The organism is Hyphomicrobiaceae bacterium (assembly GCA_041397645.1).
Classification (GTDB): domain Bacteria; phylum Pseudomonadota; class Alphaproteobacteria; order Rhizobiales; family Hyphomicrobiaceae; genus Hyphomicrobium_B.
Window position 1 is genome coordinate 2,030,469 of record JAWKWE010000004.1, and the last position, 24,621, is coordinate 2,055,089.

Genomic DNA, 24,621 nt, shown 5'->3' on the forward strand with positions numbered 1-24,621 from the left:
GCTATCGGCAGTTCATGGCCAAGAGTACGTCATCCCCGAAAGACGGTTCGATCAAGGCGGCAGCGGAAGAATCGCATGCGGCCCGCCCCGTCAGCGAAGCCCGCGCCGTCGCGATCTGCGCCCAGCATGGCAATCGCCCCGATGAGCTGCTCGAAATTCTTCACGCCCTACAGCACGAACTCGGGCATGTGCCGGAAACGACACTTCCCATCATCGCCACTGCCCTGAACCTTTCGCGCGCCGAAGTTTATGGCGTTCTATCATTCTATCATGACTTCCATCGCCATCCGGTCGGCAAGCACGTCATCAAGATCTGTCGCGCCGAAGCTTGCCAGTCCATGGGTACCGAAGCGCTGTGTGCCCACGCTGAGCGCAAGCTGTCGACAAAGATCGGCAACACCACGAGCGACGGCAAGTTCACCATCGAAGCCGTCTACTGTCTTGGCAACTGTGCCCTCTCGCCCGCCGTCATGGTCGGCGAAGATCTCTATGGCAAGGTCGATGCCAAGCGTTTCGATGAGATTGTCGGCTCTCTCGACAAGGAGACCGCATAATGGTCACCATCTACGTTCCTCGCGATGCTGCAGCGCTCTCGGTTGGCGCTGATGAAGTTGCCGCCGCCATTGCCACCGAAGCTGCCAAGCACAAGCTGGATGTGAAAATCGTCCGCAACGGCTCACGCGGGATGTTGTTCCTAGAACCCCTGGTCGAAGTAGAGACAGTCAAGGGACGTGTCGCTTATGGCCCGGTCACTCCGGGCGACGTCGCAGATCTTTTCAAGGCCAAATTCCTGGAAGGCGGCGCACATAAGCTTTCACACGGATTGACCGAGGAAATCCCTTATTTCAAAAGCCAGGAACGTCTGACGTTCGCGCGTTGCGGCATCACCGATCCGCTCTCGATAGACGACTATCGCAAGCATGGCGGCTTCGAAGGCCTGGCCAAAGCCATCGCGATGAAGCCGATCGACATCGTGACCGAAGTGACAACCTCAGGCTTGCGCGGTCGCGGTGGCGCAGGCTTTCCCACCGGTATCAAGTGGAAGACCGTCCACGATCTCTCCGCCGACCAGAAATACGTCGCGTGCAACGCGGACGAAGGCGATAGTGGCACTTTCGCCGACCGTATGCTGATGGAGGGAGACCCTTACTGTCTCATCGAAGGCATGACGATCGCGGCAATCGCGGGCGGCGCCACCAAGGGCTACATCTACGTGCGCTCTGAGTATCCTCACGCCATCAACGTTCTCAAGGAAGCCATCGAGATCGCTACAAGAGCGAACTTCCTGGGCGAGAACATCCAGGGCTCCGGGCACAACTTCGAACTGTTCGTGCGTCGCGGTGCGGGTGCCTATATCTGCGGCGAAGAAACCTCGATGCTGGAGAGCCTCGAAGGCAAGCGAGGACTGGTACGCTTCAAGCCGCCGATCCCCGCTATCGAAGGTCTGTTCGGCAAGCCCACCATCATCAACAACGTGATGAGCTTCGCCGCCGTTCCGATCATCCTCGCCAAGGGCGGGGAATTCTATAAGAACTATGGTGTCGGCCGTTCACGTGGGACGCTCGCTTTCCAACTCGCCGGCAACATAAAGCAGGGCGGCCTCGTCGAGAAAGCATTTGGCGTGACCACCCGCGAACTGATTGATACTTGGGGCGGCGGCACCGCCTCTGGCCGACCTGTCCGCGCGGTTCAGGTCGGCGGCCCGCTTGGCGCTTATCTCACCGTCGAAAAGCTCGATGTCCCGATGGACTACGAGGAATTCGTGAAGGTCGACGCCATGGTCGGCCACGGCGGCGTCGTCGTATTCGATGACACCGTAGACATGGCCAAGATGGCTCGCTTCGCCATGGAGTTCTGTGCCATCGAAAGCTGCGGAAAATGCACGCCCTGCCGGATCGGTTCCCAGCGCGGCGTGGAGGTGATCGACAGGATTATCTCCGGACAGGAACGCACGAAGAATTTAGAACTTCTCGAAGACCTGTGTGTTACTATGACAGATGGATCACTGTGCGCCATGGGCGGACTGACGCCGATGCCTGTCATGAGCGCGCTCAAAGGCTTCCCCGAAGATTTCAACCGGGCGCCGAAGAAACCCGTCGCCGAAGCTGCCGAATAGAAGCCGCCTGACATTTGAATTCATCGCAAGCTTGCGAGGATTAGAACCCATGAACACCCACGTAAAGCCGATGACCCTTATCAAAGAGACCGACTACGGAACGCCGTCCGTCGAGTCTCACACCATGGTCTCTCTCGAAATCGATGGCCGTGAAGTGTCGGTGCCGGAGGGTACCTCGATCATGAACGCCGCCATGCAGCTTGGCATCCAGGTGCCGAAGCTGTGTGCGACTGACAGCCTTGAGCCTTTCGGCTCGTGCCGTTTGTGTCTGGTGGAGATCGAAGGCCGCAAAGGCACACCTGCATCCTGCACCACCCCCGTTGCACCCGGCCTCAAGGTGACGACGCAGAACGCGCGTCTTGCACAGCTGCGCAAGGGCGTCATGGAGTTGTACATCTCCGACCATCCGCTCGATTGCCTGACCTGCGGCGCCAACGGCGATTGCGAACTTCAGGACATGGCGGGCGCCGTCGGTCTGCGCGAGGTTCGTTACGGCTATGATGGCGCCAACCACGTCTTCGCCAAGAGCGCAGATGGCAGCAAGAACGATAGCTTCAAGGCGAAGGATACATCCAACCCTTACTTCTCGTTCGAGCCGTCGAAGTGCATCGTGTGCTCGCGCTGCGTGCGCGCGTGCGAAGAGGTGCAAGGTACGTTTGCGCTCACCATCGACGGTCGTGGCTTCGCTTCGCACGTGTCCGCCGGTATGGATGAAGAATTCCTCGCCTCCGAGTGCGTTTCTTGCGGCGCCTGCGTGCAGGCTTGCCCGACCGCAACACTGATCGAAAAGTCTGTGCTCGAAAAGGGTCAGCCGGAGCACTCCATCGTGACGACCTGCGCCTACTGCGGCGTCGGCTGCTCGTTCAAAGCCGAAATGCAGGGCGAAGAAGTCGTGCGCATGGTGCCCTACAAAGACGGCGGCGCCAACGAAGGCCACTCCTGCGTCAAAGGCCGCTTCGCATTCGGCTATGCCACACACAAGGATCGCGTCCTCACGCCGATGGTACGCGATAAGATCACCGATCCCTGGCAGGTCGTCTCGTGGGACGAGGCGATCAAATTCGCCGCGACGCGCTTCAAGGCCACTCAGGAGAAGTATGGCAAAGGCTCTATCGGCGGCATTACCTCCTCGCGCACCACCAACGAGGAAGTCTATGTCGTACAGCGCATGGTCCGCGCGGCATTTAACACCAACAACATCGACACCTGTGCGCGCGTATGCCACTCCCCGACCGGTTACGGTTTGAAGCAGACGTTCGGAGAATCCGCAGGTACCCAGGACTTCAAGAGCGTCGACAAAGCCGACGTCATCATAGTCATCGGCGCCAATCCTACCGATGGTCATCCGGTGTTCGCCTCGCGCATGAAGAAGCGCATCCGCGAAGGCGCCAAACTGATCGTAGTCGATCCGCGCCGCATCGACATGGTCAAGAGCCCGCACGTCAAGGCCGACTATCATCTGCAGTTGCAGCCCTCAACCAACGTCGCGATCATGAACGCGATTGGGCACGTCATTGCGACCGAGAACCTGATCGACCGCAAGTTCGTGGCACGTCGCTGCGAAAAGGGCGATTTTTTCCGTTGGGAAGAATTTATCAGCCGTCCTGAGAACTCACCTGAGGCTCTGGAGGAGATCACTGGTGTGCCCGCGCAGGAGGTTCGCGAAGCGGCCCGCCTGTACGCCACCGGCGGCAATGCTGCGATCTACTACGGGCTTGGCGTCACCGAGCATTCGCAGGGCTCCACAATGGTCATGGCCATGGCAAACATTGCCATGGCGACGGGCAACATCGGCCGCGAAGGCGTAGGTGTGAACCCGCTGCGTGGCCAAAACAACGTGCAGGGCTCGTGCGACATGGGTTCGTTCCCTCACGAGTTCCCCGGCTATCGCCATGTCTCGAATCTCGAAGCGCGTCGCATGTTCGAAAAGGAATGGGGCGTTATGCTGGATGCCGAGCCTGGGCTCCGCATCCCCAACATGTTCGATGCAGCTCTCGACGGCTCATTCCGCGGCATCTTCATTCAGGGCGAAGACATCGCTCAATCGGATCCCAACACGCATCACGTCGAGCACGCTTTGACGGCGATGGATATCGTTGTCGTGCAGGATCTCTTCCTCAACGAAACGGCTGCCTTCGCGCATGTGTTCCTGCCCGGCACGTCGTTCCTCGAAAAGGACGGCACCTTCACCAACGCCGAGCGGCGCATAAACCGCGTTCGGCCGGTGATGCGCGCTAAGCAGGGTATGTCGGAATGGGAAGTTGTATGCCGGATCGCCACCGAGATGGGGTATCCGATGTCCTACAAGAACGCTGCCGATATCATGGACGAGATCGCACGTTTGACGCCGACCTTCCGCGGCGTCTCGTTCGACAAGCTGGAAAAGACGGGGTCGTTGCAGTGGCCGGTTGACGATGCGACTCCTGAAGGCACGCCCGTCATGCACACCGAGGAGTTCACCCGCGGCAAGGGCCGCTTCATGTTGACGAACTTCGTCCCAACTGCGGAGCGCACCAACCGCAACTTCCCGTTGGTGCTGACCACGGGGCGTATCCTGGCCCACTATAATGTCGGCGCCCAGACACGGCGCACCCCGAACGTGGCCTGGCATCCAGAGGACGTGCTGGAAATCCATCCGCATGACGCTGAGGTGCGCGGCATTAGCGATGGCCAGATGATCTCGCTGGCAAGCCGTGTCGGCGCCACCACGCTGCGGGCGAAGATCTCCGATCGTATGCCGCCGGGTGTGGTCTATACGACGTTCCATCATCCGGTGACGGGTGCCAACGTCATCACCACCGAAAACTCGGATTGGGCGACCAACTGCCCCGAGTATAAGGTGACCGCGGTGCAGGTCACGATCTCCAATCGCCCGTCTGAATGGCAGGAGGACTGGGAGACCCGTGACGTGAAGAACCGCCGTATCGGCACCGACAAGGCCATGGAACCGGCCGAGTAGGTTGAGAAGACAGATCGGCAAGCGAATGAACCTCATGGGCAAACCGGCTGCCAGCGAGACGGGCACAGTTTCGACGTGCTCGCGTATCGCCGAAGGCGTGGCCCATGAGGCAGACGGCGGCACTCACGAGATCGCATGGGCGCTCCCCGAAGAGACGCCCGTTGCCGTGCAGATCAACTCCGAGAACTTCACAGTCATGATGGCGACGCCGGCGGATCTGCGCGACTTTGCCGTAGGCATCGTGCTATCGGAAGGGATCGTTAAAGATGCCGGAAAGATCCAAGGCATCCTCGTGATGCCGGTGGAGAACGGCGTCACAATCGATATTGCCATTAATGAAGCTGATATCGACTTCACACACCTAGCGCGCCGGTCCATTGAAGGGCGCACTGGTTGCGGACTGTGCGGGGTCGAGGATATCGCCGCCGCGCTGAAGCCTCTTCCGCGAATTGAACGCACCAGCGCCCCTACTCCCTTAGCCATTCTGAAAGCTGCGAAAGCCCTTCCCGGCCTACAGCCCATGAACCTCGTTAACCGGTCTGTTCACGCGGCCGGCTGGATCTCTTCCGACGGCGACGTTCTTCTGGTGCGCGAAGACGTCGGACGCCACAACGCGCTCGATAAACTCATCGGCGCGCTCAAGCAGACGAAGACCGATCTTCGCGCCGGTTTCGTGCTGATGACCAGCCGTTGCAGCTTCGAACTTGTGCAGAAATGCGCGCTGGTCGGCATCGGCGCACTTGTCACAGTCTCAGCCCCGACAGCACTTGCGCTTGACCTGGCGCGCGCATCGGGGCTCTATCTCGCCGCCCTCGGCCGGGACGAGGCGGTCGTGTTCAACCCCTGATCAGTTTCAAAGTATTTCTGGAGCTTGCCTACACATGGACAATCGCGATCTCGTGCGCATGGCCAATCAAATCACCGCCTACTTCTCCGCCTACCCGAAGGGTGAGGCGATCGACGGCATCGGCAAGCACATTCACCTGTTCTGGGATCCGCGCATGCGCGACCAGTTGAAGACTTATCTCGATCAGGGTGGCGAAGGGCTCGATCCCTTGTTCATCGAAGCCATGGCTGACTATTTCAAAGGCCCAAAGAGCCCGGCCAAGTCGGCGGCAAAGCCCGCAAACAAAGGCGCCGAACCCTCGTCGACGCGCGGCACCTGATTTCGCCGCCGCCACTTAGGCAAGCATCGCTCAGCCATCGTCATTGAAGCATATGTACCCCCGCTGGTGACATTGCTTTTCCGCTACGGATCAGGCCTTGCACCTGGATACCGGCAAATTCCGGTGCCTGGGTAAGCTATGCTTGCGAGCCCAGCGAGGTGCGATTATGCATCCTCAAGTGGCAGCATTCTGCAAGATGAGAGGCTGATGACCTACTCCGCTCCCCTCGACGACATGCTCTTCGTCTTAAACGAAATCTGCGGTGCGCCACGTATCAGCACCTTCTCGGGCTTTGAAGAGGCGACACCGGACACGATCGCTGCGGTGCTGGAACAGGCCGCGGTCTTCACCAGCGAAGTTCTGGCACCGCTGAATAGCGCGGGCGATAAGACCGGCGCACGCCGCACGGACACCGGCGTGGAAACGACGCCGGGTTGGAAGAGCGCCTATACGCACTTCACCGACGGCGGCTGGAATGGTGTCGTCTTCGAATCCGAATGGGGCGGCATGGGATTGCCCTGGATGGTCGGCGGGGCTGTTCAGGAGATGCTCAACTCATCCAACATGGCTTTCGCCCTCTGCCCCCTACTGACGCAAGGTGCCATTGAAGCCATTCTGCTGAACGGATCGGACGCACTTAAATCCACGTATTTGCCGAAGATGGTCAGCGGCCAATGGACCGGCACGATGAATCTGACGGAGCCGCAGGCAGGCTCGGATCTCGCGGCCGTCCGCACAAAGGCGGAACGCGCAGGCGGACATTATCTCATCACCGGCCAGAAGATCTTTATCACCTATGGCGATCACGACCTGACCGAGAACATCATTCATCTGGTGCTCGCGCGTCTGCCCGATGCGCCGGAGGGTGTAAAAGGCATTTCACTGTTCGTCGTGCCGAAGTTTATTCCCGATGCGTCCGGTGCTCCCGGCGAAACCAACGACGTTCGTTGCGTCTCGCTGGAGCACAAGCTGGGCATTCACGGAAGTCCGACCGCAGTGATGTCTTATGGCGATCATGGCGGCGCCGTGGGCTACCTCGTTGGCGAGGAGAACCGCGGTCTGGAATATATGTTCGTTATGATGAACCAGGCGCGGCTCAGCGTCGGCATCCAAGGTCTCGGCATCGCCGAACGCGCCTATCAGCGGGCACGAGTCTATGCCAACGAACGGGTCCAAGGCCGCATCATCGGCGATGCGACGCCCGGTGCCAAGCCGATCTCATGGCATCCTGACGTGCATAGGATGCTGATGAGTATGCGCGCGCGTACTGAAGCCATGCGGTGCCTCGCCTATTGGGCGGCAAGCGCATTGGATTTTGCTCACGCAGCACCTGACGATGCCGAACGCGCCGCACATCAGGCGCGCCTCGATTTTCTCATTCCCATCGTCAAGGCTTGGTGCACCGAAAGCGCTTGCGATATTGCCTCGCTGGCCGTTCAGGTCCATGGCGGCATGGGCTACATCGAGGAAACCGGCGCAGCCCAGCATTTTCGCGACGCGCGCATCACGACAATCTATGAAGGCACCAGCGGCATTCAGGCCAACGACCTGATCGGACGCAAAATGCAGCGCGACAACGGCGCGGCGGCCCTCGCCGTCGTGGCCGAACTGAAAGTGATCGAGAGCGCGTTGGCGGAGACAGCTGGCAAAGACCCGATCTTCGTGCCGATCCACAAAGCGGTTTCTCGCGCAATCCGCGCGATGGAAGCCGCTGGCGGCTGGCTATTGCAAAATGGTCGCCAGAACCCGGTCGCCGCCGGCGCTGCCGCGTTCAATCTCCTCAATGTTTTCGCGATCGCCATTTCCGGCGCGCTGCTTGCCAAGAGCGCCCTCGTTGCGGCCCGACACATTGAGGCCGGGGAAGGCAATGCGGAATTTCTCAAGGAAAAAATCGCGGTCGCCCGCTTCTTCGCAGGTCAGATCATGCCGGAAGCCGATGCGCGCCTCGCCGCGGTACTCGATGCGCACGAGGGTGCATTGCAGCTCTACCCATCTTCGCTCGCCTGACTTTCCTCAACGCACCCGCGGTCCAGCTCTTCAATATACTTAATGCTCTGGCCCTGTTTTTGCAGCGCACAAAAACGGGTCCGCTGGTGAATCAAAATCGCTTATTTCATCGCGGTTTTCGAGCGCATCTGACTGTCAACACTGCTTATACGACCGGTCAAAAAATTCGACGAAAGGCTAATCATACGCTTGTCAACGATGCGGCATGCTGGCACAGTCCGCACGAACCATCATCCAGAGCCTTCGAAATATGCACGACAGTTCAAGCGAATTCACTGCGGCGTTGGGAGTAACAGCCACATTGGGCGGTGACATCGTACGTGCCTCTTGGCGCCGCTGTCTTTCGGAGTACGGCCTGGACAGAGCTGCGCGTCGGCCGGTCGAACGGGTGACCAGCTCAACGATCAAAGACCTGCGCGAACGGATGGAGGACATCCTTGTTCAGGCATCGCCCGTCGTCGAGGGCGTCCGTCGTATCGCAGCAGACACCAACCATGTCATCCTTTTGAGCAATGCCGACGGGGTCGTCGTAACGAGCTTTGCCGACTCGACGGGAAGCCAGGAAGTTTCGCGCGAAGGTCTCAACACCGGCTCGCTTTGGTCAGAGCAGCGCGTGGGCACCAACGGCATTGGCACCTGTCTGATATCTCGCCAGCCGATCACCGTTTTCGGCGGCGCCCATTTCAACGAGAACTTTGCGACGTTTACCTGCTCGGCCGCACCGATTTTCGGACCCGACGGCCAGGTGATCGCCGCTTTCGACATATCGGGCCGCGCGGTGCCCGGATCGGGCGATGGCACGATCGCCCAATATTTCGCCCGTGAGGCTGCCTCACAAATCTCGATGATGCTGTTTCGCAAATGGCATCGCGACGATTGCATCGTGACGCTGTCGGCAGAGGCTGACCCGATGCCGATGTCTGCCAAGGCGCTCATCGCGACAGATGAGAGCGGCTGCATCCTGGGCGCCACTCAAGAAGCGCTGTCGTATCTTGGCGTTCCCGAGATGGCGGATATCGGCGGGCGCTACATCAATGATATTTGGGACGTTTCGTTCAACGACCTGCGCCCGCTTAGCAAGCACAGCGTGCGGCTGACAGGGCCAAACGGCTCGAACGCATTCGTCACCGCCTTCTTGCCGAAGAAGAAATCCGTCTCCACGCCATCGCGCACCGCGACGACAGTCGTCGAGGACAAGAAGGCGAGCACGCAAGCGCCGCCTCTGCGCGCCCTCGACAAAGTGGTCGGGGCCGACCCGTTGATGGTCCAGAATGTCAATCTGTGCCGCAAGATCATCGACAAAGACATTCCCTTGCTGATCCTCGGCGAAACCGGCGTTGGCAAGGACACTCTTGCACGCGCCCTTCATGCCGAAAGTAAGCGCGCACACAAGCCGTATGTCGCCGTCAACTGTGCCGCGATCCCGGCAACGCTTCTCGCCAGCGAGTTATTCGGCTATGCGCCCGGCACCTTCACCGGCGGCGCAAAGGGTGGACGCACCGGCAAGATCCTCGCCAGCCATGGAGGAACACTATTCCTCGATGAAATCGGCGATATGCCGCTCGATCTTCAGGCTCATCTCTTGCGGGTCCTGGAAGAGCGCACGGTAACGCCACTGGGCAGCTCCGAAACGATCCCCGTCGATATGAAGATCGTTTGCGCGACACACCGCAATCTTCCTGACCTCATCGCCATGGGCCAGTTCCGCAAAGACCTTTATTATCGCATCCGCGGAGCGCAGATCGTATTGCCAAGCTTGAAGGACCGTACCGATCTGCCGCAACTGGTTGCCAGCATCGTCAGCGATGAAGCCGGGCCAGGGGCAGACAAGATCACGTTCTCCGAGCAGGTGATGAACCTATTCCAGCGCTATCCATGGCCTGGAAACATCCGAGAATTGCGCAACGTGTTGCGCTTCGCGGCCTCGCTCCATCCTGGCAAGATGATTGAGATCGAAGATCTGCCAGATCAGATCCTAGACTTCTCGCGAGCAAATCTTTCGCACTTCCCGGCTGATCCGGTGCGTGTGATCCACCAGGATCCCATCATTGAGGAGCCGCGAGTTGAGCCTGCCATGCCGCCGCCCGCTCCAACGGGTGCAACGTTGCACGAATCCAACGAAGCCGCCGAGCATCACCGCATCGTCGAGGTTCTGCGAGCCAAACGCTGGAACGTCACCGAGGCGGCCGCGCAGCTAGGAATTTCGCGCGCAACGCTCCATCGCAAGATCCGCCGGTACGGCATCACCTCGCCGAACAATCAAGGCTGAGGGCATATCCCGACACCCCTAAGTGCGAAACGCGCAACTTTTCCCTTAAGCAGGAACGAGCGCGCGATTGAGGTAGTCGTTCAACGACTGGGCGACATTGCGGGCGTCCGCCTGCTCGCGTCCAATGAGATCGGAAAGCGTCACATGGCGCATACGATCGATGCGCCTGTCCGTGCCGCTGGCAGCATAGAACACGTTCAATGCCTCAATGGGATCATCTAGCTCGTTCGACGCCATCAGCGCGATGTGAGCAAGAACAGCAACCCGGCGGGATGTCCCCTCGCCGCCGAGAAGTTTCCAACGCTGCGCTGTCCCACCCAATTTGAGATTATCGACAGCAACGTTGTAAGTGCCGTCACAAAACGCTCCCGGAATTGATGCGACGTGCGGCACGATCCCATAGGTATCGCGAAGGAACGCGAGCACTGGAGCGGTGAGGCATCCGTAGGCGTTTGCAATCGATGCTTGTTCGCCGGTGAGCGTGAAGCATAGCGACAGGTTCACAACGCCAGGCTCCTGCGGCGTGAGATCGCCACCGGTGTCACGTTCGTGCACCGGATATCCCAACGCTTCGACCGCAACACGCGCCTTTTCGAAATAGTCGCGCGTTGGAAGTCCGCGCGGAACGATAATGGCTTTTGGCGTTCGCCAGATCAGAGCGCGCATTTGGCTCGGCTCCAAAGTCTCTTGGCGGATCTGCTCAAGCAGATCGCGCTCAAGCTGAAGCGCATCGGCAAAAGGAACCGGCTCGTCTATAACGCGACTGAACTGACGTTCCGGTTCGACCGGCTTCACGCCATGCCTTCGATTATCTTGCAGAGATCTGTGAGGAAATCGCCCGCGGGGGCTCCGTTAACGGCGCGATGATCGAATGTCAGCGACAAGCCCATGATTGGCCTCGCAACGATCTGACCATCAACGACCCACGGGCGCAACGAGGTTTCCCCAACGCCGAGAATGGCAATCTGCGGAACCGGCAAAATGGGCGTGAAGAATCGCACGCGCGTCAGACCGATATTGGAGATCGTGAACGTGCCGCCGGTCATTTCCTTGACCGTCACTTTGTTGACCTTGGCGCGGTCAACAAGATCGCGACGAGCCTTGACCCGATCAGCAAGCGACAGGTTGCCGGCGTTGAAGATCGCCGGCGCCACCAGAAGATCTCCCGGCAACGCAACGGCAACGCCGATATTCATGTCCGCGCGTTGCGTGATCTCGTTGCCGACGAGAGTGCCATTGAGTGCCGGGTGCAGGCGGAGCGCCTGCACCACGGCCTCGACGACCAGGTCCTCGACGGACGCCTTCAGCCCTTCGCCCAGGAGCCTTGCCTTCATCGCGGCGAGGCCGGTGGTGTCGCATTCGGCAAAGTGTGTGAGCTGAGCGCTGGTCGACAGACTCTCGAGCATCTTGCTCGCGATCATGCCGCGCATCGCGGTGAGCTTTACGACCTTGTCGGCGGTAGCAGCCGGTGCTGTTGTGTCCGTCATTGGTGAGGAAACTGCCTTTTCTTGTCTTGTCGCTAACTCAGGTGATAGTGCCGATCTCGGCACCCTTGGCAACGACCGCCTCGGCGGGCTGCGAGATCTTGATGGTGCCAGATGCAGGTGCGCGCACCTCGTGCTGGACCTTCTCCACCATGATCTCCGCGATCAACTGCCCTTCGGTTACCGCGCCACCGTCACCCACCAGCCAAGTGGTGATGACGGCCTCTGTGTCTTCTTCCCAGAGATCAGTAGGTATCGTGACGGCGACCATGTTGCTTATGTCCTCTTCATTGCATTGAAAGCTTCAACAATCTTGTCGGGATTGGGCAGAGCGAACTGCTCCATCGGACGCGAAAATGGAATCGGGATGTCGGGATAGGCGACACGTTGAGGCGTGGCCTTGAGCACTGAAATATCGCGCTCGGCAACAGAGGCAATGATCTCGCCCGACAAACCGTAGCTATTATAGTCTTCATCGACGACGATGAGGCGGCCCGTCTTCTTCACGGAGTTGAAAACGGTATCGCGATCAAGCGGCACCAGCGTGCGCAGGTCGATGACTTCCGCGCTGACACCTTGTGCCGCAAGTTTATCGGCAGCCTTGAGGCCGTTGTGCACGCCCATGGCGACGCCGACGATGGTGACGTCGGTGCCTTCGCGCACAACCGCTGCCTTGCCGAAGGGGATCGAATAGGTTTCTTCAGGAACGTGCACTGTTGCACCCGGCTCCGTCCCGAGCCAGCCCATGCCCTGCAACGACTTGTGGTACATGTAGATGACGGGGCTGTCGTCGCGGATGGCCGAGACCATCAGGCCCTTAGCGTCGTAAGCGTTCGACGGGCAAACGACCTTCATGCCGGGCAAATGTGCGAACGTGCCATAGAGGCACTGCGAGTGCTGGCCGCCGTCGCTGTAACCGCCGCCTGTCGACGTCATCAGGACGACCGGAACTTTCACCTCACCACCTGAGAAGTAGATGTTCTTGGCCATGAGATTGTAGATGGCGTCGAAGCAGACACCGAAGAAATCAACAAACATCAGCTCGACGATGGGCCGCATACCGTCGGACGCAGCTCCAACCGCAGCGCCCATGAATGCCGTTTCCGAGATCGGCGTATCGCGGACGCGCTCGGCTCCGAATTCCTCGATCAAGCCGCGGGTGTTGCCGTAAACGCCACCGAGTTGGCCGATATCTTCGCCCATGACGAAGACGCGCGGGTCAATCCGCATCTCCTGCGCAACGGCTTCCGCCATCGCGCGTGCAATGGTGACGCGCCGTTCATTCTGCTGCGGCTTTGCAGCCGTCGAAGTCAAAGTGGACATTGCTTGCTCCTCCCAAGGAGTAACGTGTTTTTTGTCTTTGCCATCCGTTCGCGCCGCGCTCGTTGCGTGATGATGCGGCCGGGTGGCGGTTCACGGGAGGGCAGCGCATTGTCCGCGCCCTCCCGATGCTCTCAAATGCTGCCTTCAGGCAAAGACCTTCTCTAGAGCTTCCTCGGCCGCGGGGTAGGGACTCTGGCGGCCGAACTCGATCGCATCATCCACCTTGGCGCGAGCGCGGGCGACGATGGCGTCGTTCTCTTCCTGTGTCATCCCATCCTCGGCCATCAGGCGTGCTTTCATGGCCGGAATCGGATCTTGCGCGCGCAAACGATCGAGCTCGCCCTTGGGGCGATAGCCTTCGGCGTCGCCCATGAAGTGACCGGCCAAACGAGAGGTTTCGATTTCGATCAGCGAGGGGCCTTCGCCCCGGCGTGCGCGCTCGATGCATTCGCCAGCGACACGGAAAATCTCATAAGGGTCATTGCCCTTCACGAGATAGCCCGGAACGCCATACGCCTGGGCGCGGATCGAGTTGTCCGTCACCGCAGTGGAAGCCGATTTGGCGACGGAGATGCCCCACTGGTTGTCTTCGATGATGCAGATAAACGGCAGCTTCCAAACAGCGGCCAGGTTCATCGCCTCATGGAAGGCGCCCTGGTTGACCGCACCCTCGCCGATGTAGGCCACGGCGACCCCAGGCTTCTTCTGCATCTTGCGAGACAAGGCCGCGCCGACCGCTGGGCCCATACCCTGAGCAATGATGCCCGAGCAGCAGAAGTTCACGTTGGCGTCGAACAGATGCATGTGGCCGCCACGACCACCACTCAGCCCCGTCTTCTTTCCGAAGATCTCGGCTACCATCTTTCGCAGATCGACACCCTTGGCGACCGCGATGTGGTGGGGACGGTGCGTACCAGTCACCATGTCTTCGGGTTTCAAGTGCGCACACACGCCAACGGCGCACGGCTCCTGACCGTTGGACAAATGCATCTCACCCGGAATGGGGCCATTGGCCATGTTGAAAACCGGCTTTTTGCCCTCGAGGTAGATCTGCTCGATCGTTTCCTCGAGGAACCGGCTTACCAACATGTTCTCATACATCCAGACCTTCTGGTCTCTCGTTGGTTGCACGATTTTCCTCCCTGAATTTTCTTTTGAAGTCGTGTTTTTGTTCTCTCGTCGGGGGTCCAATTGCTATCACCCGGACAAGGCGTCGTTCTTCGGTCTACAGAAGCATCCTGCGTGCCAGTTCCTATTTTCCCGACAGCACCTAAATTTGCTTATCGTTTCAGCGTGTTGACGGCACTCCTTGAGACGATTTTGGTTGCACGTGTCGCGCGCTTGTTCCACCTGTAGCGGTAGCCCTGACATCAGCCGTGCGCACCTGCAAACGCTGCAAGCCTTAGCGCCCTGGCGAGACCGCGAGTCCGTTCACCCGCAAACCTCTATCAAGCCGCAACTGCCTCAGTGATCGACAACAGCGCCGGCGTATGGATGACACGCGAAAGCTTCAATCCTGCACGCTCAAACAATTTCGCGAATTCTTCCTGCGTACGCTCAAATCCCGGAAGCGCAGACATCATCAACACATCCAGCACCTTTCCGCCGTGCGGGCCATTCCCCGGAGGTATTACGCAGTCACACACCAGGATGCGTGCGCCCGGGTTCATGACTTTCTTGATATTAGACAGGATGGTAACGCAATCATCGTCTTTCCAGTCATGGATGATGCGCTTCAGCATGTAGACGTCGCCACCAGCGGGAGCGCTCTTGAAGAAGTCGCCCTCAACGCACGTCCAGCGGCCAGCCTCCTCGTTGACGCGCGCATCCTTAAGCACGTGCGCCACATCATAAAGCACGCCCTTGGCGTTCGGCGCACACTTGAGCGCCTCAATCAGCAGTCCGCCATGTCCACCCGCGATGTCGATGATCGTGTTGACACCGCTCCAGTCGTAGGCTTGTGCGATCGGTGCATTTTCCAGATCCGACAAGCTGGACATACCGCGATGGAAGATAGCGCCCGCTTCCTTGTTTTGCTCCAGGTAATCAAAGAACGGCGCACCGAAATGCGGGATCATGCCGTTCTCGCCCGTGCGCACGACCTCATCCAACTCGCCCACCGGCTTCCAAAAGATGTCCTGCGTCACCATCAAAGCGGCATGATGCAATGTATGCGGCAGGCTGGTACGCAGCAGGTCAGCCGCTGGAGTCAGCTGATACTCGCCGCCTTCTTCCTTGAAGACATTGAACATTGCCAGCAGCCGCAGCACGCGATTAAGCGACTGCTCATCGACACCCACCTCTTTCGCCAAATCGCCCACTGACTTGGGACCGCCTTCCAGCCGGTCAGCAATCCGAAGTTTCGCGGCGGTGGCCAAAGCACCGGATAGAATAAAGCCGAACGCAAGATCGACGATGATTTGACCGGGAGCGGGTGACTCTGACATGCGGCGCAACCTTCCTGAATTTAATGCTTTTTGATTGTTGTGGTGACTTCGAACGTGCACGTTCGCGCGCCCTTGAGGGTAGGGCCGGCGAGCGGCTCGTAGGGTCCACGACCTTACGATGAAGGGCCAATTCGGCTGACATCTCGTATGAGCGGCCCAAAGACGGAATTTGCGGAATGTACTGCGGCGCAAGGGCCGCAGGGCGAGAAACTGATCAGCCATCGACCGTCAGCAACTCGCCCTTACGACTGGGCTCTTCCCTCGCCCAGCCTTTCCGCAACGCTTTTGTTTGCGGCTTACTTGCGGCTCAGTCCGGCAAAGGCCATGGAGCCATTATCGTCTTCATCGAGCAGGCCATAACGCACGCGCTGCGACAGCAAGGCTGCTTCGGTGCGATTGCGGCAGCCGGCCATTTTGAAGATTGCGGAGACGTGAGCCTTCACTGTCGATTCCGCAACGCGCAACTCGTGCGCAATTGCCTTGTTCGACAACGCTTTGCCTACGAGCAGGAAGACGCGCCACTGCTGCGGGGTCAGGTTCCACATGGGGGCCGATGCCTGAACAGGCGCAGCTACACGATGTGCTTCGATATCAGCAACGTGGGCATGATCCTTAGAATGCTCGTTACGAGCCGGGGTGGAATACATGCGAGCGTCAGTCATTGTCGTTGATCCATCTGGGTTTGCGTTGGAACGGAATATTGCGAAAGTTGACTTGGCGGCTCCTGCGAGCGCACCGCACTGGTGGTGAAATCGAAATCAAGGAAGCCCGGAGCATGCGAGATGCGGCTGCGTGAAAGTCGCGCGAGCACGGCGCTTGCTGAAGATGTGCATCGGTCCTGACCTCCCAGGTCTTTCGTGGCTCTTTGGGTTAGCCAGCCCGCGCCTGCGAGCCAGACTCCCGATTACGACGGGCCACGTTGACGATTTTCCAGGCAAGTGTTGTGCCAGCTCTCTACGCCACTGAAATGCATTTGTATTTTTGGATTTTTTGGCTTGAGGCGTAATGCAGCGCGTCTCGCGACTGCTACACACGTCGCATATCGTTTGTCGCATACGACGAACTTCCAAGCCTCGTTGATGGTCCAACGCTTCAAACTTCTTGGAATGATTGAAAACGCGCGCCACGACGCAGCGTGCAACAAGTGTCTCAACCAACTTCGAAGAAACTGTCGCAAGGCCGCAACGCATGAACCGGCGACCTATGCTGCAAGCGCGAACGAATTTTAGATCACACGACAATTTTGAAGCAAACGTGTGTTGCTCGAGGCTAGGAGTCACGTGAACCGCAGACCAGAGTTGTCTCATATGCATAGCCCAAAATGCACAGACACAACTTCCGCATCACCGTCAGCCGATTGACTTGAAAACAATTCATGAGCGCGTGCGGCGCAGCATCGACCTATTGGCACATGCCTTGCTCAGACACTTTCGAAGATGTTGCGTCCGGCCATGCCGCAGCTCTCCAACAAGAAGAAGAACGAACGACCAAAGAATAAAGACTCAAAACTGAAAACCAATAAAACCGAGGAGGATTATGGCGCCATGCTTCACGATCTGAATATGATCGCCGCAAAGCCATCCGTGTTCGCCACGCCGACGCGGCGCCAGTTGCTGGGCACGACTGCGTTCGTCGCGCTCACCGCTGGCCTGTTGACCACGACGATGAGCCGGTATGCGGTCGCTGCAGCGTCATTCGACGACACGCAGAAGGTTATGCTTCTGCGCGTGGCTCGCGATATCTATCCGCACGAAACGCTTCTCGACAACGCGCCCTATCAGGCCGTGGTCGACAGCATCGTTACGGAAGCGGGAAAAGACGAGAAGGTCGCCGCTATGATGTCGGACGGCTTGGTCGATCTCGATAAGCGCGCCGATGCGACCTACAAATCCAAATACGTTGACGTGAAGAACCCGCTCGAACGCGAAGCCCTGCTTCGCCAAGTCGAGTTGACCGACTGGTTCCAGAAGATCCGCGGTGGGCTTCTGTTCGGTCTCTATAACAACAAGGCCCTGTATCCGAAGTTCGGCTACGACGGCTCATCCTGGGAGCACGGCGGTTGGATCAACGATCCGTCGTTCGGCAAGGTCGATTGGCTCTAATCGGGTTCTAAGGGAAGGAAACAATTACAATGGCAGCGAAATTCGACCTCAACGACGATAGCGTCGTCGTCATCGTAGGTTCCGGCGCGGGCGGTGGCACCATGGCCAACGAGCTCGCCCAAAAAGGCGTGAAAAGCGTCGTCCTCGAAGCGGGCAAGACGCTCAGCCTCGACGACATCGAAAACGACGAATGGGCCATGTTCTTGAAGATCTCATGGCTCGACAAGCGTTACTCGGGCGGTACATGGCACGGGCACATCAACCATCCAAACCTGCCGGCCTGGATCGTCAAGGGCCTCGGTGGCTCGACCGTTCACTGGGCAGGCGTCTCGCTGCGCTATCAGCCCCACGAGTTCAAGATGCTGACGACCACCGGCGGCGTGCCGGGCGCCAACGTCCTCGACTGGCCGATCAGCTACGATGAGCTGAAGCCCTATTACGACAAGGCCGAACTGAAGATGGGCACGACCGGTGATGTGACCGGAATGCCTCACCTGCCCGATAGCGCCGACTGGAAAGTGCTCAAGGAAGGCGCACGCCGCATCGGCTACTCCAAGCTGACGGCAGGCCCGATGTCGATCAACTCGGTCGAACGCGATGGTCGCCCGGCTTGCCAGCAGATCGGCTTTTGTATGCAGGGCTGTAAGATCGGCGCGAAGTGGTCGACTCTATATACAGAGCTGCCCAAGGCGGTCGACACTGGCAACTGCGAGATCCGTACGGACTGCATGGTCCTGCAGATCGAGCACGACAAAACGGGTAAAGTCACCGGCGTTGTATACGCAGACAAAGACGGCAAGCATCAGCGTCAGAAGGCTCGCATTGTCTTGGTGGCCGGCAACTCGATCGAAAGCCCGCGCCTGCTGCTCAACTCGGCTTCCAGCAAGTTCCCCGATGGCTTGGCAAATTCGTCCGGCCAAGTTGGCAAGAACTATATGTCTCACATGACGGCTGGCGTGTATGCCGTGATGCCGGGCAAGGTCTATCAGAATCGCGGCACTCAGGTCGCCGGTATCGTGAGAGACGAATCGCACCACGACGACAAACGTGGCTTCGTTGGCGGCTATACCCTTGAAAAGCTTACCCTGGGTCTTGGCTTCCTGTCGGCGTTTATGATTCCCGGCCCGACCGGCTGGGGCCACAAGCTCACGGGCGCTCTGGAGAAGTACGACCAGACCTCAGGCGTGTGGATCTGCGGCGAAGACCTGCCGCAGGAGATCAATGGAATCGAACTCCACAAGACGGAGAAGGATCAGTACGGGTTGCCTGTGCCGATCGTGAAAAAGACCGACCACCCGAACGACACCAACATGCGCAACCATGCTTATGCTCAGATGGGTAAGATCTATGACTCATTGGGCGCGCTGGAGGTTTGGAACCTGCCTGCGTATCCGGCGAGCCACAACATGGGCACAAACCGCATGTCGGAGAAGGCAAAAGACGGAGTCGTCAACAAATGGGGACAGACTCACGACATTAAGAACCTCTTTGTGTCTGACGGCAGCCAGTTTACGACCAGCGCCTCGTGCAATCCGACGCTGACCATCGTAGCCCTGGCTATCCGCCAAGCTGACTACGTGGCAGACCAAATGAAGAAGGGTGCCATCTAGGCAACACAGTTGTAGAAAAGCGCTTCGCAGCCTTGCGTGTTTGGCAGATTGAGTTTAGCACAGCACCATAGATGCGAAGCGCCTTTCTTAAGGTGAGCATTTCACGACCGACCCGCTGCAACGTGTTCAGATCGGCAGGGGTCACCTAAACGGACCGAGTTAGTGTCGCGTTGAGTAGCTATCGGCTACGGGCACTCAACCTCGGATCCGATAAGGCTGTTGTAACTGCGTAAGCGGCCACCGAATTTAAGGCTGCTTGGTGTGCGCGTCACAGCCAGTACCTCAGTAAACCAGGCTGTTTGTAACTGCGTGTTGTGGTGATCGAGTCTTTCGCTCGTTTGCCCAATCGTAGTGACGTCGCGGCCAAGAAGCGTCAATTCAGACGGGTAACTTTGGATGGGGGACTACAACATGAAAGCAAGACTGCTGGCGGCGGCTATGGGAGCTGCTACCCTGCTTGGTGGAGGCAATGCCTTCGCTGCCGATCTCGGCGGCAATTGCTGCGCCGACCTCGAGGAGCGCATCGCTGAACTCGAAGCCACCACGGCACGCAAGGGCAACCGCAAGGTTAGCCTGACGATCACGGGCTGGGTTTCGAGCCAGCTGTACTGGTTCGACAACGGCGACGAGTCGAACGTCTACGTGGTCGACAACAACAACGACCTTTCGTCGAACGTGAAGTTCACGGGTACGGCTCAGATCTCGCCTGGCTGGCGGGCTGGCTACTCTCTGTGGATCTACACGAACGGCCCTTCTTCGCTGACGGCTAACGAGAATTGGGACGCCAACGCCGGCAGGGGCTGGGGTCTGAATGCTGAGAACTCCTACTGGTTCATCCAGTCTGACACCCTCGGCAAGCTGTCGGTTGGTAAGCAGAGCCTCGCGGCAGATAACGCCGCTCTCGGCACTGACTTCTCTGGCACGCTCTTCCCCGCGAACGGCGTGACCTTCGATGGCGGCGCTCTTAACGTCACTATCAACGGTGTCCCCACCGGAGCGGCTTGGTTGAACGCTGGCTTCTGGTGCGAACACGCTGGCGTCGGCACCGCGAACGACTGCGCTGGCGGCCGTTTGAACGGCGTACGCTACGACACTCCGACCTTCGCTGGCTTCACGCTCGGCGCATCGTGGGGTGAAGATGATTACTGGGATATCGCTCTGCGCTGGTCGGGTGAGCATTCTGGCTTTAAGATGGCGTTCGCAACCGCCTACTCTGAGAGCACGGATCCCGACATTCTCGCTACGGGCGCTAACACCAACGACAACCAGTACTTCCAGGTTGGCGGTATGATTAAGCACCTTGCTTCCGGTCTGTGGATCCACGGCACCTACGGCAAGAATTTCATCGATGATGCTCCTGGCAATCACCCGCCTCATCCGGACTCCGAAGGCTGGTACTTGAAAGCTGGTTGGACCACGAAGTTCCATTCGCTCGGCAACACCCACTTCTACGGCGAGTACGGTGGCAACAACGATGCTTTCGCCAACCAAGCTGGTTGCACGGGCTGCATCAACGGCGTCCAGATCACCTCTTCGGATGCCACACGTTGGGGCCTCGGCGTTGTCCAGGAAATCGACGCAGCTGCAATGTCGCTGTGGGCAAAGTATCGCCACCATTCGCTGGATGGCACGCTGGCCAACAACACGACCTTCGATGCTGATAACGTCGACATGTTCCTCGCTGGCGCTGTGATCTTCTACTAAGATCCAGTAAAAGCTAAGGATTTGGGAAGGGCCGCTGCAAAGCGGCCCTTTTCTTTTGTCATAAGAAGCGCGCCAAACTGCAGGGCGTGCCTGCAGGCCACAGGTGTGTGCATTTGGCAATTGTGGTGATTGCATGCCACAGGCCGGTGGGTAAGTGATTCGGTTCTGCGGTTCGTGCTGGACTTGCAGACGCTCCCGATTAAGAACTGAGCACAGGCTCGCCCAAGAACCCAATTGGCGCGAGGACCAGGAGACCAGACGGGTTTAGTTATTTCAGACGGGTATAAGTAAGAGTGATGGGGGACTACAACATGAAAGCAAGACTGCTGGCGGCTGCTATGGGAGCTGCTACCCTGCTTGGCGGAGGCAACGCCTTTGCTGCCGATCTCGGCGGCAATTGCTGCGCGGACCTCGAAGAACGTATCGCTGAGCTGGAAGCAACAACGGCACGTAAAGGCAACCGCAAGGTTAGCCTGACGATCACGGGCTGGGTTTCGAGCCAGTTGTACTGGTTCGATAGCGGGTCCGAGAGCAACGTTTACGTTGTCGATAACAACAACGACCTTTCGTCAAACGTGAAGTTCACAGGTACCGCCCAGATCTCCCCCGGTTGGAAGGCTGGCTACTCTCTGTGGATCTACACGAACGGTCCTTCTTCGCTGACGGCTAGCGAAGATTGGGATACCAGTGGCGGCAGGGGCTGGGGCCTGAATGCTGAGAACTCCTACTGGTTCATCCAGTCCGACACCCTCGGCAAGCTGTCGGTCGGCAAGCAGAGCCTCGCGGCAGATAACGCCGCTCTCGGCACTGACTTCTCCGGCACGCTCTTCCCCGCGAACGGCGTGACCTTCGATGGCGGCGCTCTTCACGTGTCAATTAACGGTGTCGCTACCGACGCTACTTGGATGAACGCAGCCTTCTGGTGCGAACACGCTGGCGTCGGCACCGCGAACGACTGCGCTGGCGGCCGTTTGAACGGCGTACGCTACGACACTCCGACCTTCGCTGGCTTCACGCTCGGCGCATCGTGGGGTGAAGACGATTACTGGGATGTGGCTCTGCGCTACTCGGGTGAGTTCTCGGGCTTCAAGATGGCGTTCGCAACCGCCTACTCTGAGAGCACCGATCCCGACATCCTTGGCACGGGTGCCAACACCAACGACAACCAGTACTTCCAGGTTGGCGGTATGATCAAGCATCTGCCTTCGGGTCTGTGGGTTCACGGCACTTGGGGTAAGAACTTCATCGACGACGCTCCGGGCAACCATCCTTATCATCCGGACTCCACCGGTTGGTACTTGAAGGCCGGTTGGACGACGCGCTTCTCTGCTCTTGGCAACACGCACTTCTACGGTGAGTACGGCAAGAACAAAGATGGCTTCGCTAACGACACCAGTGCTCCTGACTGCTTTGGCTGTCTCGATGCCACCGATAATGGTACGCAGATCATTTCCTCGGATGCCACCCGCTACGGCGTAGGCGTTGTTCAGGAAATCGACGCAGCTGCGATGTCGCTGTGGGCAAAGTGGCGCCACCACGAGTTGGACGGTACGCTGGCCAACCAGTCCACGTTCTCGGCTGACAACGTCGACATGTTCCTCGCTGGCGCTGTGATCTTCTACTAAGATCCAGACCACAAACGGAAATCTGCAAAGGGGCCGCTGAAAAGCGGCCCCTTTCGCGTCTCCGGCAAGTCGACCGCTTGCGTATGCGCCATTTCCGTTGAGGTTGCGGAGCTCTTACCCATCTGGCGAACTTGCAGCGCAGCAATGGAGCGGGCATATCTGGGGTAGCTCCAACGAGGCACGTCCATGGTTACTCTGATTGATACTCGCGCTGATACACCGGATGGCGACCCCAAGCCGTCGTCAGAGCGAGTTCGCCACCCGGAAAAGGCTCACCGGTCAGAAACTCCCACTATTCAGAAACCGCACTGGATCCGAGTGAAGGCTCCCTCTTCGCCCACCTACAGCGAGACCGCCGACATCGTCCGCAGCAAGGGACTTCACACGGTCTGCGAGGAAGCAGGTTGTCCAAACATCGGCGAATGCTGGAGCCAACGGCACGCCACCATGATGATCATGGGCGACACTTGCACACGCGCCTGCGCGTTCTGCAACGTCCGCACAGGACTTCCTCTGCCGCTCGACACCGCTGAACCGCAAAAAGTTGCTGATGCCGTTGCCCAGCTTGGACTCGCCCATATTGTCATCACATCGGTTGATCGGGACGACTTGGAGGATGGCGGCGCCGACCATTTCGCGCAGACAATTCGTGCCATTCGCGCAACAGCGCCCGGAGCCACGATCGAGGTTTTGACACCGGATTTTCTGCGCAAGGATGGTGCGCTGGAGCGCGTCGTCGAGGCCAAGCCCGACGTGTTCAATCACAATCTGGAGACGGTACCCGGGCTTTATCTGCGTATCCGTCCAGGCGCACGCTACTTCCACTCTTTGCGCCTTCTCCAGCGGGTAAAAGAGCTTGACCCCACCATGTTCACGAAATCCGGCATCATGGTGGGATTAGGCGAAGAGCGCGAGGAAGTTCTTCAACTGATGGACGATCTGCGTTCCGCCGACGTCGATTTCGTCACCATCGGCCAATATCTGCAGCCAACGCGAAAACATGCCGAAGTGAAGTCCTTCGTTACCCCTGATGAGTTCAAGGCTTATGAAACCGTCGCCTACGCAAAAGGCTTCCTGCTCGTCTCATCGAGCCCGCTAACGCGCTCCAGCCATCATGCCGGAGAAGATTTCGCCCGGCTCAAGGAAGCACGTCAGACGCTGGCCACCAACTGAGCCCTTGCGGCGCGTTGGCTCTCGTGTTTGCTGACACGGATAGCCAAATGCTGTCGGGCGACTGACCCGGTTTAACGCGCGGGCTTGGGTCGTTTGCCCTGCTCGGTGCTTGGAGCGCAGAAGAGATCGTAAAGCGTGCCCATCATGCGCACTGCCCTCGGATCGGCGAGACGATAGTAAATCGTCTGAGCATCTCTCCGCGTGGCGACGATGCCGTTCGCGCGCAGCTTTGCAAGATGCTGCGATAACGCTGATTGAGTGAGGCCGACCGCATCCTCAAGCGCCCCGACGGAGCGCTCTCCCAGGTTCAACTCGCATAAGATCCGCAGCCGACTGGAATTCGCCAACACCTTGAGATAGTTGGCAACGTCCTGACTGCGCTCGGTCAAATCAATTGCGTTCATGCCACTACTTAAGCAATCGCTAATATTCCAGTCAAGCGCGATCACAGTCGCAGGGCGTACGCCACTTGCAAACCGATCCACGGCAAGTCCGCGAAGTCTGCAAGTCTAGCCCGGGGCTGTCGTTTTACTCGCGAGCGAATTATGCTTTTCTGGCTCTGCCAACGAAGCTCCCCTTGCGTGCACCTCTTTTTTGCATAGACGGGCGACCAACTGGGGACATATCCGGAACCGG

General features: G+C 58.7%; 20 protein-coding genes. 12 read left to right on the plus strand and 8 right to left on the minus strand.

Annotated elements, in window-relative coordinates; all coding sequences use genetic code 11:
* Positions 1–14 precede the first annotated feature (14 nt).
* From R3D51_09440 to R3D51_09470, 7 genes are all read left to right on the plus strand, one after another.
* Positions 15–554: a formate dehydrogenase subunit gamma gene (locus tag R3D51_09440; protein ID MEZ5899704.1), complete on the plus strand. Its 540-nt coding sequence runs from the start codon at positions 15–17 to the stop codon at positions 552–554.
* Positions 554–2,116, plus strand: a complete 1,563-nt coding sequence (locus R3D51_09445; GenBank protein MEZ5899705.1) for an NADH-quinone oxidoreductase subunit NuoF — start codon at positions 554–556, stop codon at positions 2,114–2,116. The genes R3D51_09440 and R3D51_09445 overlap by 1 nt, the downstream gene beginning before the upstream one ends.
* Positions 2,117–2,186: 70 nt before the next feature.
* Positions 2,187–5,075 (plus strand): formate dehydrogenase subunit alpha, encoded by a 2,889-nt coding sequence (gene fdhF, locus R3D51_09450; protein ID MEZ5899706.1) that lies wholly within the window; start codon positions 2,187–2,189, stop codon positions 5,073–5,075.
* 34 nt (positions 5,076–5,109) lie between these two features.
* A complete protein-coding gene (fdhD, locus tag R3D51_09455; protein MEZ5899707.1) occupies positions 5,110–5,922 on the plus strand; it encodes a formate dehydrogenase accessory sulfurtransferase FdhD in 813 nt (270 codons plus the stop codon).
* Between the two features lie 34 nt (positions 5,923–5,956).
* Positions 5,957–6,241: a formate dehydrogenase subunit delta gene (locus R3D51_09460; GenBank protein MEZ5899708.1), complete on the plus strand. Its 285-nt coding sequence runs from the start codon at positions 5,957–5,959 to the stop codon at positions 6,239–6,241.
* A 207-nt stretch (positions 6,242–6,448) separates the two neighbouring features.
* Positions 6,449–8,248: an acyl-CoA dehydrogenase gene (locus tag R3D51_09465; protein ID MEZ5899709.1), complete on the plus strand. Its 1,800-nt coding sequence runs from the start codon at positions 6,449–6,451 to the stop codon at positions 8,246–8,248.
* 205 nt (positions 8,249–8,453) lie between these two features.
* Positions 8,454–10,517 carry a sigma-54-dependent Fis family transcriptional regulator gene (locus R3D51_09470; GenBank protein ID MEZ5899710.1) on the plus strand — a complete coding sequence of 688 codons (2,064 nt, stop codon included), beginning with the start codon at positions 8,454–8,456 and terminating at the stop codon, positions 10,515–10,517.
* Positions 10,518–10,562: 45 nt separating this feature from the next.
* On the opposite strand, the gene R3D51_09475 is transcribed toward R3D51_09470, so the two are convergent.
* The 7 genes from R3D51_09475 to R3D51_09505 form a co-directional block, all read right to left on the minus strand.
* Positions 10,563–11,312 carry a hypothetical protein gene (locus R3D51_09475; protein MEZ5899711.1) on the minus strand — a complete coding sequence of 250 codons (750 nt, stop codon included), beginning with the start codon at positions 11,310–11,312 and terminating at the stop codon, positions 10,563–10,565.
* The gene (locus R3D51_09480) at positions 11,309–12,004 is read right to left on the minus strand and encodes a 2-oxo acid dehydrogenase subunit E2 (protein ID MEZ5899712.1); all 696 of its coding nucleotides are present in this window, start codon (positions 12,002–12,004) and stop codon (positions 11,309–11,311) included. The genes R3D51_09475 and R3D51_09480 overlap by 4 nt, the downstream gene beginning before the upstream one ends.
* 37 nt (positions 12,005–12,041) lie before the next feature.
* Positions 12,042–12,272 (minus strand): lipoyl domain-containing protein, encoded by a 231-nt coding sequence (locus R3D51_09485; GenBank protein MEZ5899713.1) that lies wholly within the window; start codon positions 12,270–12,272, stop codon positions 12,042–12,044.
* A 5-nt stretch (positions 12,273–12,277) separates the two neighbouring features.
* Entirely contained in the window at positions 12,278–13,324 is a 1,047-nt protein-coding gene (locus R3D51_09490) for an alpha-ketoacid dehydrogenase subunit beta (protein ID MEZ5899714.1), read from the minus strand.
* A gap of 144 nt (positions 13,325–13,468) precedes the next feature.
* The gene (locus tag R3D51_09495) at positions 13,469–14,455 is read right to left on the minus strand and encodes a thiamine pyrophosphate-dependent dehydrogenase E1 component subunit alpha (GenBank protein MEZ5899715.1); all 987 of its coding nucleotides are present in this window, start codon (positions 14,453–14,455) and stop codon (positions 13,469–13,471) included.
* A gap of 317 nt (positions 14,456–14,772) precedes the next feature.
* The gene (locus tag R3D51_09500; GenBank protein ID MEZ5899716.1) at positions 14,773–15,771 is read right to left on the minus strand and encodes a methyltransferase; all 999 of its coding nucleotides are present in this window, start codon (positions 15,769–15,771) and stop codon (positions 14,773–14,775) included.
* A 296-nt stretch (positions 15,772–16,067) separates the two neighbouring features.
* Positions 16,068–16,433 carry a LuxR C-terminal-related transcriptional regulator gene (locus tag R3D51_09505; protein ID MEZ5899717.1) on the minus strand — a complete coding sequence of 122 codons (366 nt, stop codon included), beginning with the start codon at positions 16,431–16,433 and terminating at the stop codon, positions 16,068–16,070.
* A 774-nt stretch (positions 16,434–17,207) separates the two neighbouring features.
* On the opposite strand from R3D51_09505, the gene R3D51_09510 reads away from it, so the two are divergent.
* The 5 genes from R3D51_09510 to lipA all read left to right on the plus strand — a co-directional run bounded on the left by R3D51_09510 (position 17,208) and on the right by lipA (position 23,985).
* A complete protein-coding gene (locus tag R3D51_09510; protein MEZ5899718.1) occupies positions 17,208–17,873 on the plus strand; it encodes a gluconate 2-dehydrogenase subunit 3 family protein in 666 nt (221 codons plus the stop codon).
* 29 nt (positions 17,874–17,902) lie between these two features.
* A complete protein-coding gene (locus tag R3D51_09515) occupies positions 17,903–19,483 on the plus strand; it encodes a GMC family oxidoreductase (GenBank protein MEZ5899719.1) in 1,581 nt (526 codons plus the stop codon).
* A 411-nt stretch (positions 19,484–19,894) separates the two neighbouring features.
* Positions 19,895–21,187, plus strand: coding sequence for a porin (locus R3D51_09520; protein MEZ5899720.1), 1,293 nt, complete (start codon positions 19,895–19,897; stop codon positions 21,185–21,187).
* A gap of 311 nt (positions 21,188–21,498) precedes the next feature.
* On the plus strand, positions 21,499–22,812 hold the full coding sequence (locus tag R3D51_09525) for a porin (protein MEZ5899721.1): 1,314 nt from the start codon (positions 21,499–21,501) through the stop codon (positions 22,810–22,812).
* A gap of 186 nt (positions 22,813–22,998) precedes the next feature.
* A complete protein-coding gene (lipA, locus tag R3D51_09530; GenBank protein ID MEZ5899722.1) occupies positions 22,999–23,985 on the plus strand; it encodes a lipoyl synthase in 987 nt (328 codons plus the stop codon).
* A 71-nt stretch (positions 23,986–24,056) separates the two neighbouring features.
* Here lipA and R3D51_09535 read toward each other — a convergent pair whose 3' ends face one another.
* Complete coding sequence (locus R3D51_09535; protein ID MEZ5899723.1) at positions 24,057–24,389, minus strand: metalloregulator ArsR/SmtB family transcription factor; 333 nt, start codon at positions 24,387–24,389, stop codon at positions 24,057–24,059.
* Positions 24,390–24,621: the final 232 nt, after the last annotated feature.

Coding starts and splice junctions, on each gene's coding strand:
- R3D51_09440 (MEZ5899704.1), top strand. CDS start 15: ATGGCCAAGAGTACGTCATCCCCGAAAGACGGTTCGATCAAGGCGGCA.
- R3D51_09445 (MEZ5899705.1), top strand. CDS start 554: ATGGTCACCATCTACGTTCCTCGCGATGCTGCAGCGCTCTCGGTTGGC.
- fdhF (MEZ5899706.1), top strand. CDS start 2,187: ATGACCCTTATCAAAGAGACCGACTACGGAACGCCGTCCGTCGAGTCT.
- fdhD (MEZ5899707.1), top strand. CDS start 5,110: ATGGGCAAACCGGCTGCCAGCGAGACGGGCACAGTTTCGACGTGCTCG.
- R3D51_09460 (MEZ5899708.1), top strand. CDS start 5,957: ATGGACAATCGCGATCTCGTGCGCATGGCCAATCAAATCACCGCCTAC.
- R3D51_09465 (MEZ5899709.1), top strand. CDS start 6,449: ATGACCTACTCCGCTCCCCTCGACGACATGCTCTTCGTCTTAAACGAA.
- R3D51_09470 (MEZ5899710.1), top strand. CDS start 8,454: ATGCTGGCACAGTCCGCACGAACCATCATCCAGAGCCTTCGAAATATG.
- R3D51_09480 (MEZ5899712.1), bottom strand. CDS start 12,004: ATGACGGACACAACAGCACCGGCTGCTACCGCCGACAAGGTCGTAAAG.
- R3D51_09485 (MEZ5899713.1), bottom strand. CDS start 12,272: ATGGTCGCCGTCACGATACCTACTGATCTCTGGGAAGAAGACACAGAG.
- R3D51_09490 (MEZ5899714.1), bottom strand. CDS start 13,324: ATGTCCACTTTGACTTCGACGGCTGCAAAGCCGCAGCAGAATGAACGG.
- R3D51_09500 (MEZ5899716.1), bottom strand. CDS start 15,771: ATGTCAGAGTCACCCGCTCCCGGTCAAATCATCGTCGATCTTGCGTTC.
- R3D51_09505 (MEZ5899717.1), bottom strand. CDS start 16,433: ATGACTGACGCTCGCATGTATTCCACCCCGGCTCGTAACGAGCATTCT.
- R3D51_09510 (MEZ5899718.1), top strand. CDS start 17,208: ATGTTGCGTCCGGCCATGCCGCAGCTCTCCAACAAGAAGAAGAACGAA.
- R3D51_09515 (MEZ5899719.1), top strand. CDS start 17,903: ATGGCAGCGAAATTCGACCTCAACGACGATAGCGTCGTCGTCATCGTA.
- R3D51_09520 (MEZ5899720.1), top strand. CDS start 19,895: ATGAAAGCAAGACTGCTGGCGGCGGCTATGGGAGCTGCTACCCTGCTT.
- R3D51_09525 (MEZ5899721.1), top strand. CDS start 21,499: ATGAAAGCAAGACTGCTGGCGGCTGCTATGGGAGCTGCTACCCTGCTT.
- lipA (MEZ5899722.1), top strand. CDS start 22,999: ATGGTTACTCTGATTGATACTCGCGCTGATACACCGGATGGCGACCCC.
- R3D51_09535 (MEZ5899723.1), bottom strand. CDS start 24,389: ATGAACGCAATTGATTTGACCGAGCGCAGTCAGGACGTTGCCAACTAT.